The sequence below is a fragment of the Hymenobacter terrenus genome (assembly GCF_000972495.1).
GTDB lineage: Bacteria > Bacteroidota > Bacteroidia > Cytophagales > Hymenobacteraceae > Hymenobacter > Hymenobacter terrenus.
Genome location: NZ_LATM01000031.1, coordinates 1 through 18,943, shown reverse-complemented (window position 1 = coordinate 18,943; position 18,943 = coordinate 1). Strand labels below are relative to the sequence as shown.

The 18,943-nt window shown below is 59.4% G+C and carries 11 protein-coding genes; 6 read left to right on the top strand and 5 right to left on the bottom strand.

Annotated features, from left to right (window positions below; translation table 11 throughout):
* Positions 1-8 precede the first annotated feature (8 nt).
* From WX88_RS22730 to WX88_RS22720, 3 genes are read left to right on the top strand one after another with little or no spacing between them, the layout of a single operon-like run.
* Positions 9-1,457, top strand: coding sequence for a DUF3526 domain-containing protein (locus tag WX88_RS22730; RefSeq protein WP_046246727.1), 1,449 nt, complete (start codon positions 9-11; stop codon positions 1,455-1,457).
* A gap of 1 nt (position 1,458) precedes the next feature.
* Positions 1,459-2,811 carry a DUF3526 domain-containing protein gene (locus WX88_RS22725; RefSeq protein ID WP_046246726.1) on the top strand — a complete coding sequence of 451 codons (1,353 nt, stop codon included), beginning with the start codon at positions 1,459-1,461 and terminating at the stop codon, positions 2,809-2,811.
* Positions 2,812-2,844: 33 nt separating this feature from the next.
* Positions 2,845-3,552 (top strand): ABC transporter ATP-binding protein, encoded by a 708-nt coding sequence (locus tag WX88_RS22720; protein WP_046246725.1) that lies wholly within the window; start codon positions 2,845-2,847, stop codon positions 3,550-3,552.
* A gap of 1,112 nt (positions 3,553-4,664) precedes the next feature.
* On the opposite strand, the gene WX88_RS22715 is transcribed toward WX88_RS22720, so the two are convergent.
* The 5 genes from WX88_RS22715 to WX88_RS22695 all read right to left on the bottom strand — a co-directional run bounded on the left by WX88_RS22715 (position 4,665) and on the right by WX88_RS22695 (position 14,657).
* Complete coding sequence (locus WX88_RS22715; protein WP_046246724.1) at positions 4,665-6,374, bottom strand: RagB/SusD family nutrient uptake outer membrane protein; 1,710 nt, start codon at positions 6,372-6,374, stop codon at positions 4,665-4,667.
* Positions 6,375-6,393: 19 nt separating this feature from the next.
* Positions 6,394-9,267, bottom strand: a complete 2,874-nt coding sequence (locus WX88_RS22710; protein WP_052733014.1) for a SusC/RagA family TonB-linked outer membrane protein — start codon at positions 9,265-9,267, stop codon at positions 6,394-6,396.
* Between the two features lie 88 nt (positions 9,268-9,355).
* The gene (locus WX88_RS22705) at positions 9,356-11,101 is read right to left on the bottom strand and encodes a RagB/SusD family nutrient uptake outer membrane protein (RefSeq protein ID WP_052733006.1); all 1,746 of its coding nucleotides are present in this window, start codon (positions 11,099-11,101) and stop codon (positions 9,356-9,358) included.
* 8 nt (positions 11,102-11,109) lie between these two features.
* On the bottom strand, positions 11,110-14,319 hold the full coding sequence (locus WX88_RS22700; RefSeq protein WP_046246723.1) for a SusC/RagA family TonB-linked outer membrane protein: 3,210 nt from the start codon (positions 14,317-14,319) through the stop codon (positions 11,110-11,112).
* 77 nt (positions 14,320-14,396) lie between these two features.
* On the bottom strand, positions 14,397-14,657 hold the full coding sequence (locus WX88_RS22695; protein ID WP_046246722.1) for a hypothetical protein: 261 nt from the start codon (positions 14,655-14,657) through the stop codon (positions 14,397-14,399).
* A 512-nt stretch (positions 14,658-15,169) separates the two neighbouring features.
* Here WX88_RS22695 and WX88_RS22690 point away from each other — a divergent pair.
* The 3 genes from WX88_RS22690 (at position 15,170) to WX88_RS30410 (ending at position 18,348) form a co-directional block, all read left to right on the top strand.
* Positions 15,170-17,215: a HelD family protein gene (locus WX88_RS22690; RefSeq protein WP_046246721.1), complete on the top strand. Its 2,046-nt coding sequence runs from the start codon at positions 15,170-15,172 to the stop codon at positions 17,213-17,215.
* A 302-nt stretch (positions 17,216-17,517) separates the two neighbouring features.
* Positions 17,518-17,805, top strand: a complete 288-nt coding sequence (locus WX88_RS22685; protein ID WP_077068282.1) for a transposase — start codon at positions 17,518-17,520, stop codon at positions 17,803-17,805.
* Between the two features lie 201 nt (positions 17,806-18,006).
* On the top strand, positions 18,007-18,348 hold the full coding sequence (locus tag WX88_RS30410) for a hypothetical protein (protein WP_046246720.1): 342 nt from the start codon (positions 18,007-18,009) through the stop codon (positions 18,346-18,348).
* Positions 18,349-18,943 lie beyond the last annotated feature (595 nt).

Here is an 18,943-nt window from a genome sequence, read left to right as displayed (position 1 = left end):
CTTTGCTGATGCGCTTCAACAACCAACGGCTGATTGCCCGCCACATCAGGCACACAGTCTTCCGCGACCGGGCCGTGTGGGGGCTGTGGTTGCTTATGGCCCTCGGCGCTGGCTACGCGGCCACGGTGGGCTGGGTCGCGTTTCAGCAGCAGCGGACCACCCAGGTGCACTACCAGCAGGAAGCCCGGCGCGACTGGCTCGGCAACCCCGACAAACATCCGCACCGCATGGCTCACTACGGCCACTTCGCGTTCCGGTCCCGCTCGCCCTTGAGCCTTTTCGATGGGGGCATGGACCGCTTTCTGGGCAACGCCCTGTACTTGGAAGCGCACAAGCAAAATACGGTCAATTTCTCGGAAGCTGGCTTCTCAACCGGGCTGCTGCGGTTTGGCGACCTAAGCCTAGCGATGCTGTTGCAGGTACTGCTACCGCTGCTGATTTTCTTTCTAGGCGCGGGCAGTGTGGCCACCGACCGCGAGAACGGTACGCTAAAGCTGCTGCTGAGCCAAGGCGTGAGCTGGTCGGAGGTGTTGGTGGGCAAAAGCACGGGGTTATTTGCCGTGGGCCTCACGCTTTACGGGCCGCTGCTGGCGCTGGCGGGCGGCTTGTGGCTGGCGGCGCTAGGCGGCGCGCCTACCGCCGACGAGACCCTCCGGTTCGTGTTGTTGGCCTTATTTTACGGGCTGTACCTGGGCCTGTGCTGTGTGGTAGCGGTGCTGGTTTCGGCCGTGAGCCGCACCACCAAAACCGCCCTGGTGGCACTGATTGGCTGGTGGCTGATGCTCACGATGGTGTTACCGCGCGCGTCGCAGGCGCTGGGGACGTACGTGTATGCGCTGCCCTCGAAAACGGCGTTCCAGTCCGCGGTGCAGGCCGACATCAGCCGGGAAGGCAACAGCCACAACCCTGACGACCCACACTATGCGGCCCTCAAAGATTCGCTGCTGCGGGCCTATCACGTGGCTTCGACGGAGCAGTTGCCCTTCAACTACGGCGGCTACGTGATGGCAGAGGGCGAAAAAATCAGTGCGGCGGTTTATAACAAGCACTACCATCTTCTACTGGCCCGGTTCGGGCAGCAAAACCAGTTTGCCCGCACAATGGCATTTCTGAATCCGTATTTAGCGCTTAAGAACCTGTCGATGGCACTGGCTGGCACCGACTTTCTGGCCTACAGCCGTTTTCAGCAGCAGGCCGAAACGTACCGCTACGCGCTGGCCCAGCAGATGAACGCGCTGCAGATACAATACATCCCCAACCAAAAGCGGGGGCCAACAGAGAAAGACCACGCCATCGACCGCAAATACTGGCAGGACGTGCCCGATTTTCAGTACCGGGCTCCGTCGGTGGCGGAAGTGTTCCGGGCCGAGTGGGTATCGGTGGCGGCGTTCGGGTTTTGGCTGCTGCTGCTGTTTTTTCTGGTGCGGGGGGCTGCCCACCGCCTAAGCGTATTGTGAGATGCTGACTTTATTATTTCGGAGTTTTATTCGGTCAACGGGCGTAAAAATAGGGCTGGGATTTCTGCTCACGGCGGGGCTGGTGAGCCTGCTCGTCGGCCGACAGTTTCTTGACCGTCAGCATCGCCACCACCGTGAGGTGGTGGCGGCTCAGCAGGCTGACCTGCGACAGCTCGCCGAGTTCAATTCCAAGGAAATGGGACTAATGCTGTACTACGCCCCGTTTGCGCTGGTGAACGAAACGCTTCCGCTGGCTGGCCTGAGCATTGGGCAACGCGACGTCAACCCGTCCATTCAGCGCCTCACCATTCGGGGGCTGGAAGGGCAGAAATATGACGCCGACCTCAATAACCCCTCCAACCTGCTGCTAGGTAATATCGATTTCAGCTTCGTGCTGATTTACCTCTTTCCGCTGCTCATCATTGCCTTCACCTATAGCGTTGTGTCGGAGGAGCGCGAAAATGGAACGTGGCGCGTGGTGGCCGTGCAAAGCCGGAACCTGATGGGCTTCATCGCCCAGTTGTTTGCGGTGCGGCTGGCGGTAGTATTAGGACTGCTGGTGCTGCTGTTAGGGGGAGGGGTAGCGGTACTGGGGTTGCCGCTCGATGCGCCTTTCTGGCTGTTTGCGGCCACGGCGGTGCTTTATGTGTTGGGCTGGTTTGGAATTTGCTTTTGGGTGGCCTCGCTGCACCGGCCGTCGAGCACCAACGCGGTGTTGCTCATCACGACTTGGCTGGGGCTATTGGTGGTGGTGCCGGCGGCGGTGAACCAGTACTTACTGACCCGCTACCCGCTACCTGAAGCCCTGGCTACCACGGTGAAACAGCGCAGAGGCTATCACGAAAAATGGGACATGCCCCAGGCCCCGACGGTGGCCAAGTTCTACGCCCATTACCCGCAGTTCAAGCACTATCCGCTGCCCAATACCAGCTTCAACTGGCTCTGGTACTACGCCATGCAACAAATGGGCGACGATGAGTCGGCCCGTGAATCGGGCGAGCTTCGGCAGAAACTCTATCAGCGCGAAGCGGCCAGCCGCCAGTTCGGGCTCTGGTTGCCGTCGGTGCACGCCCAACTACGGCTCAATGACTTGGCGCGGTCGGGGTTAGGCAATCAGGTCCGTTTTCTAGACGAAACGACGCGCTTTCATGAGCGACTCCGGCTGTATTTCTACCCCAAAATTTTTGAGGAGTACCCCGTCAAAGCCGAGAACTGGGACCAGCACTTCGTCGAAACGTTTGCGGACCGTTCGCCGATTCGCGTCGCCGACTTCCTCCTGCCCCCGCTGCTGTTCGCGCTGCTGCTCGCCGGACTGGGCTGGCTGAATTTCCGACGCCATCTCTACCATCTCTGAGCGTAAACCCCATAATTCCTGATTCAGAACGCCATGCTGCAAGCCCTCGACCTGACCAAACGCTACCCATCCGGAGCGTCGGAACGCCCGGCGTTGGATGCTCTAAACCTGACCATCGCGCCGGGCGAAATATTCTGCCTACTGGGGCAAAACGGAGCGGGCAAAACTACTACTATCAACCTGTTTCTGGGGTTCCTCCAGCCCACTTCCGGGCAAGCTGTCATCGACGGCTTGAACGTAGCAGACCACCCGCTCGAAACCAGAAAAAGGCTGGCTTATCTGCCCGAAACGGTTATGCTCTACCCCAACCTCAATGGGCTGGAAAACCTGAACTTTTTTGCCTCGCTAGCCGGATTCCGTTACACTCCTGATGAGCTTCGGCACTTGCTGACCCGCGCTGGGCTGCAAGCCGAAGCCCACCTCAAGCGGCTTGGCACCTATTCGAAAGGAATGCGCCAGAAAGTAGGTATCGCCATTGCGCTGGCCAAACAAGCTAAAGCCCTGCTGCTGGACGAGCCCACGAGCGGGCTCGATCCCAAAGCGGCCAACGAATTCTCTGATCTGCTGCTAGACCTAGGTAATTCGGGAACGGCCATCCTAATGGCGACGCATGACATTTTCCGGGCCAAAGAAGTTGGTACCCGCATCGGCATCATGCGCGAAGGGCGGCTAGTGGAAACTATGCCGACCAATGATCTAACGGCCAGTGAACTCGAAGCGGTCTATCTGCAAACCGTTTAGAACGTTTGGCGCTATGTAAGTAATCGTCGACCAGAAGTAAACATACAGTCAGAAGTTGCTTCCATTAAGGCATTCAACCCGTCGCTACAAAACTCAGCCAGGAAGAAGTACGCTGTTTGGCTGCCTGCAGCCCGTATGCGGCGACGGCGTTGGCAATTCTCGGCTACTACTGAGGCCAGTCGTTGCCGCAATTAGCTGTACTCTTTGCCGCACGTCACCGGGCACGGCTGGCCGCATGCTCGCCCACACCACGGCTTGGCGGGCGTAGCCGAAGCCCGTCTAGTGGCCGGCCTCGACCAATATTACGGACGTGTACCGACCCCACCGTGTGCGTGCTCTATAACGCCAGTGTGCACCGCGCCGCCTGCGGGCACACCAAGCGTACGGGACCGCTCATGGCCTGCACCTATATCTCTGCCGGCCTCTATTATCTGATCGAACTGCTCTGGCATCACTGTAAAACTATTGGCTCACCCCAGCCGATTACCACACCGAGCATACGCTTTGCCAAGGCGCCGGCCCGAACCCTGCCCACTGTCGGCGAAACCTATACGGTTGCTTTTTCCGAGCGGGGCCGTCGTTCGGTCTCTGCTAGCGCACAGGTGAGAATTTCTGTACGATTTTGCAACGAGACTCTCTTGTGCTACCTCGCCATGCGGCACGACGCCTGTTTGTGTCGGGTCGTGGGCTGGCACCTAGCCGCATAGATACCCATCAAACTCGTGCTCCACACGCTGGAACAAGCCCAAGCCTAACGCTGCGCCAGCCCGCCCAGGGGCTCCTCGCCCACAGCCAGTACACCAGCGCTGCGCATCGAGCAAGCAATGGCAAATGCCCAGCTTCAACCGGCCGGGCAATTCCTACGACAACGCTTATGCCGAAGCCAGCCGGAGCCTCCTCAAAGCTGAACTCTTGCCTGGCGGCAGCTCATTGCTTCACTGAAAAGATCCCGGCTCGAGGTCGCCCATTACCAAGACACCTATTTCTATCTGGACCGCCGCCATTTGACTATCAGCTGCCGTTCACCGCATCGATATGCGACTTCAACCTACTTTAGCCCTTTGCCTGTTTTCACTCGAACCCTCCAAATTACGGCTTGGCTCTGTAATGCATTACCAGCCAGGATTTTGAATCAGGCCGTTGGAGATGTTAAGTTCGCTCTGCGGAATTGGATACAGGTACATCCTCTGTTCGAATACGCGCTTTTCAACTTCTATCAACCTGTATGCGAAAGTGGCAGTGGAGCCGCTACCTTGGCGGGTGATGTTAACGCCCATCAGCGGGGCGCCCAACGTTTGCGGGCCAATCATCCACCGGCGTACATCCCAGCTCCGGTGGTCTTCAAAGGCCAGCTCGACCCGGCGTTCGTTGCGAATACGTTCGCGCATTTCAGCCTGAGACAGCCCAGCGGGCAAGGGAGGCAGGAGAATGCCCGGCCGGGTGCGAACGAAGTCCACGTACCGCTTGATTTCTGGGCTGTTGGGCGAGTCTTCGTTCAGGGCTTCGGCGTAGTTCAGGTAGATTTCGGCCAGCCGGAAAACATTCCACGACTTCGCGCTGGTGTTGTTGAGCAGCAGGTTCAGGTTTTCGTTGACGTATTTTTTCAGGTAGTAGCCCGTTTTCGTCGCGTTGGCCACCCCCTGGCCGTCGCGGCCCCCGGTCCAGGCTTCCACCGCCCGCCCTTTGTAGGTTGTGTTGTTCAGCACAACGTTCAGGCCCAGCCGGGGGTCGCGGTTGGCGTACGGGTTGGCTGCGTGAGCGGGGTTGTTCCAGTCAAACTTGGTGCCGTTGCTCAGTTCGTAGGCGTCGACGAGGTTTTGCGAGGGCGTGGTGCCGCTGGCGCCCAAATCGTAGCCAATGGGGTAGTTGGCCCGCTCAAAATCGTTGGCATTGCTGTTGCGCCGGGCAAAGATGACCTCCGGAATCGTGTAGCTGTTGGTGACGAACAGGCTGCGGTAGTTGTTGTGCAGCGCGTAGCCCGTGCCGGGCAGGTCGATGACGGCTTTGGCCGCCGCCGCCGCCGCCGCCCAGCGGGCGCGCCGGTCGCCGGTTAGGGTAATCAGCTCGGGCTTGCCGTACCCGCCCGCCCAGGAAGTGGTGTTGAACAGGTCGCTGGCGGCGTAGAGCAACGCCCGGCTTTTCAGCGACAGCGCGGCGCCCCGCGTGGCCCGGCCCAAATCGGCGGCGGGGTAGGTAACGGGCAGGTTGACGGCTGCCGAGTCGCACTCGTCGGTGATGAATTTGAAGCATTCGGCCAGCGAATTGCGTTGCACGCTGGAGAAGTCCTGGTTGATTGAAAGCGCCTGCCTGAACAGGGGCACCCCGCCGTAGCGCTTCACCAGCTCGAAGTAGAAGTACGCACGCAGGAAGCGGGCTTCGTATTTCCACCGCTTGATGTTGGTCAGGCGCTCCCGGAAGGTAGCCTGGCCCGTGGTGGAGGGGTCGAGCCGAAACTGCTCCAGATTGATGCTGTCGGTGGCGACCAGAAACTGGTTGGCCTTCCGAATGCCCCGGTAGAGCACAGGCCACAGGTTTTCGGGGTTGTCGAGGGCGTTCCACGAGCCGTTGTTGAAGCGCTGCACCGCGGAAGTTTCGTTTGTGTGCTCGGCTTCGTCGGTGGCCGAGGCGGGCATGGCGCCGTCGATTTGCAGGTAGCCCGCGGGCATTTCGGCGTACACGGCGTTGAGCCGTTGTTGCGTGATGTCGAAGGAACGGGTGACCTGCTGCCGGGTGAGGTCCGTGTTAAGCTCCCGGTCCAGGTCTTCACAACCGCTCAGCCCCGCAACCGCAGCCACCGAAAGGAAAAATAAAATGCGTTTCATGTTGAAGGTAAGACTGGGGTTAAAACTGGACGCGGAGGCCGCCGCTGATGGTTCGCAGGGCAGGGTAGCCGCTGCTCACTTCCGGGTCGACGTAGCCTTCCATATGGTCGAGCGAGAACAGGTTGGTGCCGTTGACAAACAGGCGCACGACCGCCGTTCCGGCGTCGACCACCCGCACTTTCTGGAGCAGGGAGCCGGGGAGCGTGTAGCCCAGCTCAAGGCTCCGTAGCTTGACGAAGCTGCCGTCGCGCTGCCAGAACGAGGAAAACCGGTAGTTATTCAGGTTGTCGGTGGCCGACAGCCGCGGATACGTCGCCGAAGCCGCCGTTTCGGGCGTCCAGCGGTCGAGGGCGATGGGCCCAATCTGGCCGTTGCCGCCGTTCTGAAAGGCGTGGAAGACGGGGCCGCCGAAGTACGCCGTCCGGCCCGTCACGCCCTGAAAGAGCGCATCCAAATCGAACCCCCGGAACTCCACGCGCGGGTGCAGGCTGACGGTCAGGGTCGGCACCGACGTGTTACCGATGGCCCGGGTGTCGTTGCCGTCAATCAGCCCGTCGCCGTTTTGGTCCTTGTACTTGACGTCGCCCGGCTGCACCGGCGCAAACGTCTGCCGGGGGCTGGCGGCAATCTCGGCCTGGTTCTGAAACAAGCCTAGGGCTTCTAGCCCAAACGGCTGCCCCACGGGCTGCCCGGAGGTGTACTGGTAGGTATTCACCCGGATGGCCTCGAAGTTGTCCACAATCTTGTTTTGCGCGTACCAGCCGCTGGCCTCCACCGAGTACCGCAACCCGCCGGCCGTTGCCTCCGTGGCCGGCTGGCTGCGGTAGCGCACCGTGGCCTCGAACCCGCGGTTGCGGACCTTGCCCAGGTTCAGGAGCGGCAGCGCCACGCCGAAGAACTGGGGCACCGTGCGGCTAGGCGTCGTCAGGATGTCGTACCGGTTGTTTTCGAATACGTCTAGGCCCAGGTCGAACCGCTGGGCGAGGGTGAGCTCAAGCCCAAGGTTTAGCTTTTTTTCGCTTTCCCAGCGCAAATCGGTGGTGGCAGGGGTGCCCTCGGCTATGCCAAAAACCTGCGCGTTGTTCGTGCCGAAGGTATATTGCGGCCCGAAGGGAAACCGCTGCTCAAACATGAACCGCGTGCCGCCCACCTGGTCGTTGCCGGTCAGGCCGTACGAGGCCCGCAGCTTGAGGAAGGTGACCACGGCGCTGCCCTTCAGAAACGCTTCGTTGGAGGCAATCCAGCCCACCGAAGCGGCCGGGAAGAAGCCGTAGCGGTTCTGCTTCGGAAATGCCTCCGACCCCATGTAGCCCGCCGAAAACTCGGCGATGTAGCGGCTGGCGTAGGTATAGGTGGCGCGCCCGCTCAGTCCCAGGTACTTATAGGGCAGGCTGTTGGCGGCGTTCACGACGTTGTTGACGTTGGTGTAGCTGCTCGAATTGCCCAGCAGCAGCACCGAAACGTCGTGCGCGCCGAAGCTGCGGTCGTAGTTCAGGTTTCCCTGAAAAATGTTGTTCCGCCACTGGTCCGACCGGGATTCGTCGCCCACCAGGGAAGTATTCTGGCCGAAGGGGGTGAAGTCGATTACGCCGGCCGCGTTTCGAGTGAAAAAACGCGACGCATAGGTTTTGGTTTTGTTGGAATAGCTGCGGAAGAAATTGTTGAACGACGCGGCCGCCGACACGCTCAGGCCGGGCAGGAGGAAATCCAACTGCTCGGTCAGCCGTAGGTTTGACTGCAGCACCCGGCCGTTGGAGGTATAAGAGCCCGTCTGCAGCAGGTTGGCCAGCGGGTTCACCATGACCCCTCGGCCGCCAAATGAGCCATCTTCATTGTAAACCGGGAAGGCGTTCGGCGGCAGCGTGGCCAGAGAGTTAAAGAAATTGCTGGTCGAATTGGCCGCCGGGTTGGCGTTGTCTTCCACCGTGCCGCCGAGGGTGAGCGCGGCCGTTAGCCGCTTGGTGACGTTGACGTCCACGTTGGAGCGGAAGTTAAAGCGCGAGTACCGCGAGTTGATACTCTCTTCCTCCAGGTCGCCCACGTTTTTGTATATTCCGTTGCTCCGAATGGCGTTCAACATCGCGAAGTACCGAACCGTGCTGCTCCCCCCGCGGAAGTTCAGGTTGTAGTTGGAGATGGGCGCCGTCTTCTTCAGCACCTCCTTATACCAGTTCACGTTGGGCCGGAAGTAGGGGTCGCTGTTCGTGCGGTAGGCTTCTAGGTCGGCGTCGGTGTAGAGCGGCGCCCGGCCGTCATTAATCCGGCCTTCGTTGTAGAGGCGGGCGTAGTCGTACGACCCCAGAAACTGCGGCAGCCGGGTGGCCTGGTGGAACCCTTGCTGGGTGCTGAAATCGACCCGAAGCGGGCCGTTGCTGCCCCGTTTCGTGGTGACCAGCAGCACGCCGTTGGCCCCGCGCAGGCCGTAAATGGCCGTCGCGCTGGCGTCCTTGAGCAGGGAAATGGTTTCAATCTCGCTCGGCACCAGCTGCTCGTAGGTGCCCTCGAAGCCGTCGACCATAATCAGCACGTCGCGCCCCGGCCCGAAGGTGCCAATTCCGCGGGCCAGCACTCCCGGCGAATCGTTGCCGGGTTCGCCCCCGTTCTGCTGCACGCTCAGGCCCGGCAGGCGGCCAAACAGCGTGTTGGCCAGGTTGGTGGTGAAGCTTTTCTCCAGGTCCGCGCCCGCCACGGTCGAGAGCGCGCTGGTTACGCGCCAGGCCGGCTGCTGCCCGAACCCAATCGGGAGGGTCACGTTCCGGTCAACACCGTACTGCGGGCTCCCCGGGCTGCCGGCGCTCAGGGTGTCGCCGGCCGGGGCTTGCGCCTGCGCGGGGAGGCTGAACCCCAGGGCCGGCAACGCCAAAAAAACAAGCACATGGTATGGTTTCATCATAATCGAAGTCAGGGGTGGGCGTATGAGCGTCATCAGGGGCCTTCACGAGCCGGTCAATGGCCAGGAAAGGCCCCTGATGGCGGTTGATTTAGTAGCCGGGATTCTGCACGAGGTAGCCTTTAAAAACTTCGTTGGCCGGGAAGGGGTGCAGGTACATCCGGGGCTGAAACGTCCGGTCTTCGAACTTGTACACCTGGTAGGCAAAGTCGGTACTGCCCGTGACGCGGGTGATGCGCAGGCCCTGGAAGGCGCCCTTCATGACGCCTTCCTGCTCGGCCACCTTCCAGCGGCGGATGTCCCAGAGGCGGTGGTTTTCAAAGGCCAACTCGATGTCGCGCTCGTTGTGCACGCGCGCCCGGAACTGGTCCTTGCTCAGGCCCGGCGGCAGCACCGGCATGCCCGAGCGCTGCCGGATGCGGTTAACGGCATCGTAAGCGGCGGGCAAAGGCCCTTGCGCCTCGTTCAGGGCTTCGGCGTAGTTCAGGTAAGCCTCTGCCAGCCGGAACACGATGGAGTTTGGCGCCGCGGTTTGCGACGCGGACAGTGCGTCGGGGATGAATTTTTTCAGCCAAGCTCCGCCTTCGCAGTCCCTGGCGTGAAGGCCTCCCTCAAACGTTTCCAGCGAGGCCACAGCCGCATTGTAGCGGGAGGTGACGAACCCGACCGTCTGGGCGAAGCGCGGGTCCAGCTCGTTGTATTTGGCCAGCAGGTTGTTGCCGCCCGGCCAGGTTTGGGGGGTGCCGTCCTTTTTCTCGTACTTCCGTACAAAGTTGTGAATGACCGATATGCCCCCAAAAGAGTTGAATACGGTCAAGGGCTGTATCCCGAGAAACGGGTACTGGTCGCGCCGGCGGGCCGCCGCGAATGCTTTTTCGGCCAGCACAATCTCAGCGTTGTCGGTCTGCTCCCAGGCAATCTTGTAGTTCCTGTTCACGTCTGGGGTGTTGATGAGCGCGAAGGCGCCCGCCGGTGCTGCGTCGATGGCAGCTTTGGCGGCGTCGGCCGCCAGTTTCCAGCGGGTGTTGTCCTGGTTGCCGTAACAGAGCAGCTTGTTATCGTCGGCGCTTCCAAGGGCCAGGTAGGGGGTAGCAGTGTTGAAGAGCGGGCTGGCGGCGTACAGCAGCGTGCGCGATTTCAGCATGTGCGCCGCGGTTCTGGTGGCCCGCCCCCGGAAAGTTGAGGGGTACGTGGCGGGCAGCTTGGCGATGGCCTCGTCGCAGTCGCGCACGATGAAGTTGACCACGTCTTCAACCGAGCTGCGGGGCACTTTGCCCTCGTCCACCGACAATCGTTTGTCGATGATGGGCACACCGCCGTAGCGTTTGAGCATCTCCGAATAATTGAGCGCCCGGATGAACTTCACCTCGCCAATGACTTGGTTCTTGTAGTCCTTGTCTGATTGACTGTCCGTGAGCGGCACCTCATCGAGCCGCTCCAGGATGATGTTGCAGTTGCGGATGGCCGTCCAGCGGATGAAAAACCGCTCGTCTTCCGACCCCACGAGCCCGCTGTTGGCCACGACGCTGCCCGCGTTCCAGGTTTCCGGGTGCATGAACGTCACCTCGCACTCGGCTTCGTCGGTGATGGGCGCGTTCATGCAGAAGGTGCGCGCGGTCGGAATCAGGGCGCCGTCGTTGTAGGGGAACGGGGAATGGATACCGATTCGGTAGGTGCCGGTGATGAAGTTTTCCAGCTGTACCCGCGACGAAAAAATGGTGTTCTCCGTCACGTCTACGCCGGGGGCTTTATCTAGGAACTCGTCGATGGGCTTGTCACAGGCCGACGTAGCCAAACACAGCACACCGCCGACAAAAGCTTTGAAAAGTGCTTTCATGATGAATACTAGAAGCGAAGGTTAAGCCCGAAATTAACGGTCCGGGTCAGGGGATAGGGTTCTTGGTTGTTGGTGCCGGCGCCGGTGCTGCCCAGGGTCGTGCCCGACTGCTCGGGGTCGACGCCGCGGAAGAGCGAGCTCCAGGTGTAGAGGTTGTTGGCGCTCGCGAACACGCGGGTGGCGCTCACGCCGAGGCGGCTCAGCAAGGCCGTGGGCAGGTTGTAGCCGAGTTCGGCGTTTTTGAGCCGGACGTAGCTGCCGTCACGCACCCAGAAAGTCGACATCCGGTTGTTGTGGTTGGCGTCCGCCTCCGTGGTCACGCGCGGGAAGTCGATGGGCAGCCCCTGCTCGTAGCGTTCCTGCGACCAGCTGTTGACCAGGTAGTCCACCGCGCCGGAGTTCTCAAACCAGCCCCGCACCTGCCGCCGAGTGTAGGCGTACGACACGTTGCTGGCGCCCTGAAACAGGACGGAAAAATCGAAGCCTCGGAAGTTGCCGCCCAGCGAAACGCCGAAGATTTTCTCGGGCAGGTTGGAGAACCCAATCGCCACGGCGTCGTCGTCGTTGATGATGCCGTCGCCGTTGACGTCTTTGTAGCGGATGTCGCCGGGCTGCAGCCGGTTGTTGTTGAAGGCCGACACGGGCCGGTTGGCGTCGTTCACTTCGGCCAACGTGTTGTAGAGCCCCTCGGCCACCAGGCCGAAATACTGCCCGTAGCGCTGCCCCGTGCGGTACTGGTACGAGAACGCCCGGGCGTTCTCGTCCTGAAACAGCACCTTGTTGCGGGCAAACGAGAAGTTGCCCCGCACGGTGAAATTGAATTTCCCCAGGTTGTCGCTGTAGGTCACGTCGCCCTCGAAGCCGCGGTTGCGCATGCGGCCCAGGTTGTAGGCAGGCAAGGTGGCGCCCACCACGGTGGGCACCGTGTTCAGGTTGGTCAGGATGTTGTTGCGCTCCTCGTTGAACACGTCGGCCGTGACGGCGACTTTGCCTTTCCAGAACGCCATGTCCAGGCCCACATTTTGCTTGATGGCCCGCTCCCAGGTCACGTCGGGGTTGCCCAGCCTGCCTTCGATGGCGCGCGTGTAGCCGGTTTGGGTACTGCCCGTTTCCCCAAAAAAGTAGCCGTTCGTGGCTGTGGTGGACGCCGGGCGGTACAGAAACCGGTCGTTGCCGATGCGGTCGTTGCCCACTTCACCGTACGACCCCCGGACTTTCAGGTTGGTCATGACGTCGCTCTTCGGGAAAAACGACTCCTCCGAGGCCACCCAGCCGACCGAGTAGGCCGGAAAAAACCCGAACCGCTTGCCCACGTCGAAGTTTTCGGTGCCGTTGTAGCCGAAAGTGAACTCGCCCAGGTAGCGGCCCTTGTAGCTGTACGTGGCCCGGCCCACCACGCCCTGGTAGCCGTTGGGCACGAGGAACGCCAGGTTGGGGTCGACGTATTTGGTCTGGTTGTAGTTGACCAGGCCCGACACCGCGTGGTCGCCGAAGACCCGCTTGTAGTCGAAGCCGAACTGCGCGTACGCGCGCCGGTTTTTGCCGATGTTTTGCTGGAAGCCGAACGGCTCCTCCACGAATTGGGGCAGGTAGTTGACGCCGCCGTTGGGCAGCCGCACGGCGTTGTACGTGTTGTAGGTGACCTGCGGGCGCCGGTTAATCAGCGTTTCGGTGTTGTTGTTTTGATAGTTGATAATCCCCGTGGCGCTCAGGCCGGACACCAGAAAGTCGAGCAGGTAATCGGCCCGAACCGAGCCTTGCAGGAAGTTGCGAAACTGCCGCTGATACCCCTGGGCGAACAGGTCAGCCAAGGGGTTGGTGGCCGCGCCCACGCCCGTCAAATTCACCAGCTTGCCGTCGGCGATGCCTGGTGAGGTCAGCGGACTGGCCTTGGCAATGGCTTCGATAATGCCGTTGGTATTTCCGCCGATGTTCCCGGTACCACTCCCGTTGGCAAGGTTGTTGGTGCCCCGCAGGTTTTCGGTTTGCGACGACACGTCCACGGCCAGCTTGAAGTTCTTGGTGACGTCGAAGTCGAAGTTGGAGCGGAAGTTGTAGCGCTTGTAGTTGCGGTTGGCGTCGTATTCCTTGACGATGTCGGTGTTGTTGAACTGCCCGCCCTGCGTGAAAAAGCCCGCCGACATGAAGTAGCGCACTTTCTCGGTGCCGCCGTTGATGTTCAGGTTGTGCTGGGTTTGCAGGCCCCGCTTCTTCAGCACGAGGGAGTACCAGTCGGTATCCGGAAAGAAAATCGGGTCGCTGCCGGTGCGGTAGGCCTCGAGCGCCGCGTCGTTGAAGCGGGGCGTGTACACCGAGCCCGTTACGAACGCGTCGTTGCGCAGGGCCTCGTTGTAGAGGCGGGCGTAATCGTAGCTGTTCATGCCCCGGCGCACGTTGGGGAAGCTGGTGATGGCCACATTGGAGGTGTAGCTCAGCTGCGGCTTGCCAATCTTGCCGCGCTTGGTGGTGATAATCACCACGCCGTTGGCCCCCCGAATGCCGTAGATGGCCGTGGCGCTGGCGTCTTTCAGGACGGTCAGGTTTTCAATCTCGTTCGGGTCGATGTTGTTGTAGTTGCTCACTTCCACGCCATTGACGAGAATCAGCGGGTCGGCGGCGCCCGAAAAGGTGCTCGTGCCCCGGATGCGCAGGGTCGAGGCGTCGCCGCCCGGCTCGCCGCTGCCCTGCACGGCAAACAGGCCTGGCACCCGGCCCGCCAGCGAGTTGCTGATGTTGGCCACCGGCGACTGCACCAACTCTTTGGTCGAGACGGAGGCAATGGCCCCGGTGACGGTGGCTTTTTTCTGCGTACCAAAACCCACTACCACCACTTCCTCCAAGGATTGTGAGTCTTCTGCCAGCGTGACGTTGATAGCCAATTGCTCGCCAATGACAACCTCTTTGGGTACGTAGCCGACGAAGCTGAATACCAAAGTGGTTCCTTTTTCGATATCTGGTATGGTAAATTCTCCGGTCATGCTGGTGCTGGTGCCGCGTGCGCTGCCTTTAACGACAACGTTGACGCCGGGCAACGCTTCGCCTTTTGCGTCGACTACCTTCCCACTAACTGGATTACCGGGGATTTTTTCGCATATCCAGCTATCCTCTGCATTATTAGAGTGAGCCGCCGTCGCTGTAGCGCCGAGCGCAACCTGGCTCAGACAGAGGAGCGATGATATACCAATCGATTGCACCGTGCTGTAAATGTATTTACTCATATAGCAAAGGGATGGAATGTGAATGACTAGGAGAGAGGTGGTGTGGTCAGGCGGCTTGCACCAACATCTGAAGGTTGCTATCGGGGAAAATGGGCGAGGCGGTATTGCGCTGGCTGGCCACAGCGGCTCCCGTAGCACAGGCCTACCAGGCCAGTCAGATGGGTGGCGCTTAACTGCACCAGTGCCGGGTCAAGGCTGTGCGCAACCAATATCGCCTGCATTTTATGGCCAAACTCAGCGTCGCCCACCTGGCACGGAGAGCCAGCAGGTCGGTGGCCACCGGCTAGCAGGTCCCAGAACGTTTCTTCAAAGCAGACAATGTCAGCAGATGAAATCATAAGCGGCAGCAGATTGCAACAAAGATATGCTGTCTACTAGTGTTTTTGCGCGCTTTTCTGTACAAATTTTATCACTATTCTTTTACCAATTACAATTATTATAAACGTATGATTAGCAAGTTTTTACTGTTTAAAATTTGATATTTATCAAGTACATTCTGTCAGTTTTGTCTCGGGTATCCCAGACTTGTGCGCTGCTTGATAGGCACCAACTGGCCGGAGATTGGGGGGTAGGAGCCCAGTTTTACACCTAACCATAAACAAATGTGAGTAACTGCTTACCCACCGCTGCGCTGCTGAATGCACTACATGCAGACCACGTTTCTCAGCCCCGGGTTTCCGGCTCCATTATTAATTAGAAGCTATTCAAATTGATCTGGGGTTATACCCTCCGTACCGATTTCTGCTGCCCGCACAGGAGAGAAAGCTAGATGTCAAATAAAGCCAACCAACCGCTTCTGCCGGTCGAAATTTGCGGTGACCTTTGCCATTCATTTCAATGAGCCGACCGGATGAACGTAACGGAGCAAGAAGAACGAGAATACCTCGAAGAAATCAAGGAGAAACTGGCGCTGGCCATCCGGCGAGGCGATGACGCAGTCAAGCAGTTCTCCGACGAGCTGCGGCAGAAAAAGGAATACCTCCACGAGCACCAGTCCGGCCTGGATGATGCCGACATGGTTGCCGCCGGCCAGTCCATCGACCGCATGGCTTTTACAGGTGAGGCCGCCGTGGGCCGGAAACGTAGGCTCCTCAAATTGAGCCAATCACCGTATTTTGGCCGCATTGATTTCGTCCCCCAAGGCAAGGAAAAATTGCCGGTCTACATCGGAGTGTATTCCTTCATGGACGAGCGTCAGCGACAGGGCCTGATTTACGACTGGCGGGCTCCAATCTCGTCCCTGTTCTATGATTACGAGCTGGGAGAAGCAGCCTACGCCACGCCTGCTGGAATGGTCCCGGGTACCATTGAGCTTAAACGGCAATACAAGATTCGGGACGGCCGCCTGGAGTTCATGCTGGAAAATGATGTGAACATTCACGACGATGTACTGCAGCGCGAACTGGCCAAGTCTTCTGACGACAAGATGAAGAACATTGTCGCGACCATCCAGCGCGACCAAAACGCGGTGATTCGTAATGAGACCGCGCCAGTGATGGTCATTCAGGGTGTGGCCGGCTCGGGCAAAACCTCGATTGCTCTGCACCGGATTGCGTTCCTGCTCTACCGCTACCGCGAGAGCATTGCGGCCAAAGACGTGCTCATTATCTCGCCCAACAAAGTCTTTGCCGATTATATCTCGAACGTTTTGCCCGAGTTGGGGGAGGAGCACCTTCCTGAGTTGGGCATGGAAGAGCTGGCGGCCGACCTGCTCGACAACAAGTACCCGTTCCAGACTTTCTTCGAGCAGGTATCGGCACTGCTGGAGGACCACAACCCGGCCTTCATCGAACGCATCCAATTCAAGTCTTCGTCGGACTTTCTCAGCCAGTTGAACCAGTATCTTCTTTATGTAGAGAATAACTATTTTACTGGTAATGAGCTGCGAGTTGGCCAAATAATTGTCCCTTTGCCGTTCATTCAGGCTAAATTCAAGGCCTACCACCGGGTTCCGCTTCTGAAACGGTTTGCGCTGGTGGCCGAAGACGTCCGCAACCACGTCCGGGACGCTACCCGCCGTAAGCTGACCGGACAAGAGAAAATGACCATTGGGGAGGCGATACCTCGTATGTTCAAATTCAACAACGTGCTGGACTTCTACCGGGATTTTTATCGCTGGATTGGAAAACCTGCGCTCTTCCGGTTCGACCACAGTACGAGCTTGGAATACGCGGACGTCTTTGCCCTCATTTACCTGCGCATACGGCTGGAGGGCATCACTGCCTACGACCATGTCAAGCACCTGCTGGTGGACGAGATGCAGGATTATACCCCCGTGCAGTACGCCGTATTATCCCGCGTATTTAGTTGTCGAAAAACCATCCTCGGCGATGTCAGCCAAACAGTGAATCCCTATAGCGCGTCTTCTGCCGAAGCTATTGAATGTGTCTTCCCGCAAGCCGAGGTGGTTCGGCTGTATCGGAGCTACCGCTCAACCGTCGAGATTACCGCCTTCGCCCAGCGTATCACGCCCAATCCGAACATCATCCCCCTGGAACGGCACGGACCAGAGCCCGTTGTGGCGCGCTTCGCTAGCGAAGACGAGGAATTGCAGGCTATTCAACGGATGGTTGGGGCCTTTCAACGCTCCGACCGTCATTCCCTAGGCATCATATGCAAAACCCTCCGGCAGGCCGAGCAGGCGTATCGGGCGCTGGAAGACGTCAGTATTCAGTTACTCACGGATGAATCCACGGCCTTCAAAGAAGGCGTCATCGTCACTACAGCTCATTTGGCCAAAGGACTGGAATTCGACGAGGTTATTGTGCCCTTTGCCTCCGCTCGTATTTACAAAACGGCGGTCGATAAAAGCATGCTTTACGTTGCGTGTACCCGGGCCATGCACCTGCTCACGCTGACGTACGCAGGGGAAGTGACAGTATTTCTATCTGCTTAGACGGCGTTGATTCCAATGTGAATCACTGTGCTATTGAGAGTTGCTCTTCAGCCAAGAATCTGTTAGACGAGTTCTGGTCTTCCACTGCACTACCCCATACTAGGATGCTGGGCGCAAAGCATGGTACCAGTGGGTGTAGTGGTAGTGGTGATAGGCTGGGTATTAACTGCGCCGGCTTTTTCCAACAGCAACTAAATAACTTCGAGGTTGTCGACAGCAAAAGGACCATAGCTACTGCGAATGGGTACTATTGAGGTGGTCTAGCTAAAATAGACAGTGCGAAGTCTTAACTTCCACTGCCCATGACTGAAAACCTGAACCCTAGCAACTTGTCTGTCACTCGCAAGAAATACACGCCGGCTTTCAAAGCGGAATGCGTGCGCCAAGTGGCGGCCGGTGCCCGCCAAACCGATGTGGCCCGTGCCCAGGGCATTTCGCCGGCCTTGCTCGGTCGTTGGCAGCGCCAAGCGCTGGAGCAAGCCGTGCCCAGTAGTGCGGAACGCGACGAAATCAAGCGGCTACGGGCTGAGCTCAAGCGCGTAGAAATAGAGCGAGATATTTTAAAAAAAGTCGTGACCATCTTTGCGTAACCACCTAATTCATTATACTATACGAATTTTGTCCGAGCCTGCACCGAGCCGTGGCCAGTGCAGTTACTCTGCCGCCTGCTGGCAGTGAGTCCGGCCGGTTACTACCAGTGGCCCCAGCGCCCGACCCGGCCGGCAGCGGCGTAGCAAGCCGCCGCACAAGCCGCTTTTACACGCCACGCCCGCCGCTAGGGCACCCGCTGGTTGCGCGCCGAATTATGCGCCGAAGGCCACGCCGTGGGGCGCTTCGCCTTGCGCTCCTGGCTGCACCAGCACGGTCTACAGGCCCTGAGCGCCCACCTGCAACGCCCCCGAACCACGGTCCCGGACCTGGCCGCCATTGTGGCCGAAAAACGGCTACTCGGCCAGCCCGCGCCCACGCCCCCGACCGGGTGTGGGTCGGGGACATCACCTATTTGCCGCTGGTGCTACCTGGCCACGTGGCCCGACACCTGCCCGCGCCGGGTGGTGGGCTGGCACCTGGCCGAGCAAATGCCCACTGAACTCGTGCTGCTGGCCCTGGAACAGGCCCTGACGCTGCGCTGACCCGCGCCGGGCTTGCTTATTCACGCCGACCGCGGCAGCTAGTACACCAGTGCCGCCTGCCGCGCCCGCATCGACCAGACGGGCGCGCTGCCCTGCTTCAGCCAACCCGGCAATCCCTAGGACAATGCCCAGGCGGAAGTGGGCTGGAGCACGCTCAAAACCGAACTCATCCCCGGCAACGCCTTTGCCTCGTTGGAAGAAGCTCGCCTGGAAATCGCTTGGTACCTCGACGTCTACTTTATATCTAGACCGTCGCCACTCCGCGCTCGGCTACCGCTCGCCCCATCAATCTGAACACGACCTGGAAAGCAACCTATCTTAGCTCACTGTCTGTTTTCACTGGAACACCCCAAAACGCCTATAACGTCTACCAGCAGCCTATCAATTGGGATTTGCCAATGGCCACAATTTCCCATTCACCGAAGCAGATATCAGGCTCACACCCGACGAGTTCCCGAAACAAGAGCAAACCAACAGCTAGATAAGCCAGACAATAAGATTGCCCACACTTTTTGATACTCTCCGACTTTCCTAGCGGCTATCTGTCGCACTAGACGGTGTTATGTACCTGTCAGCAAATTAAGCGCGGTTACTT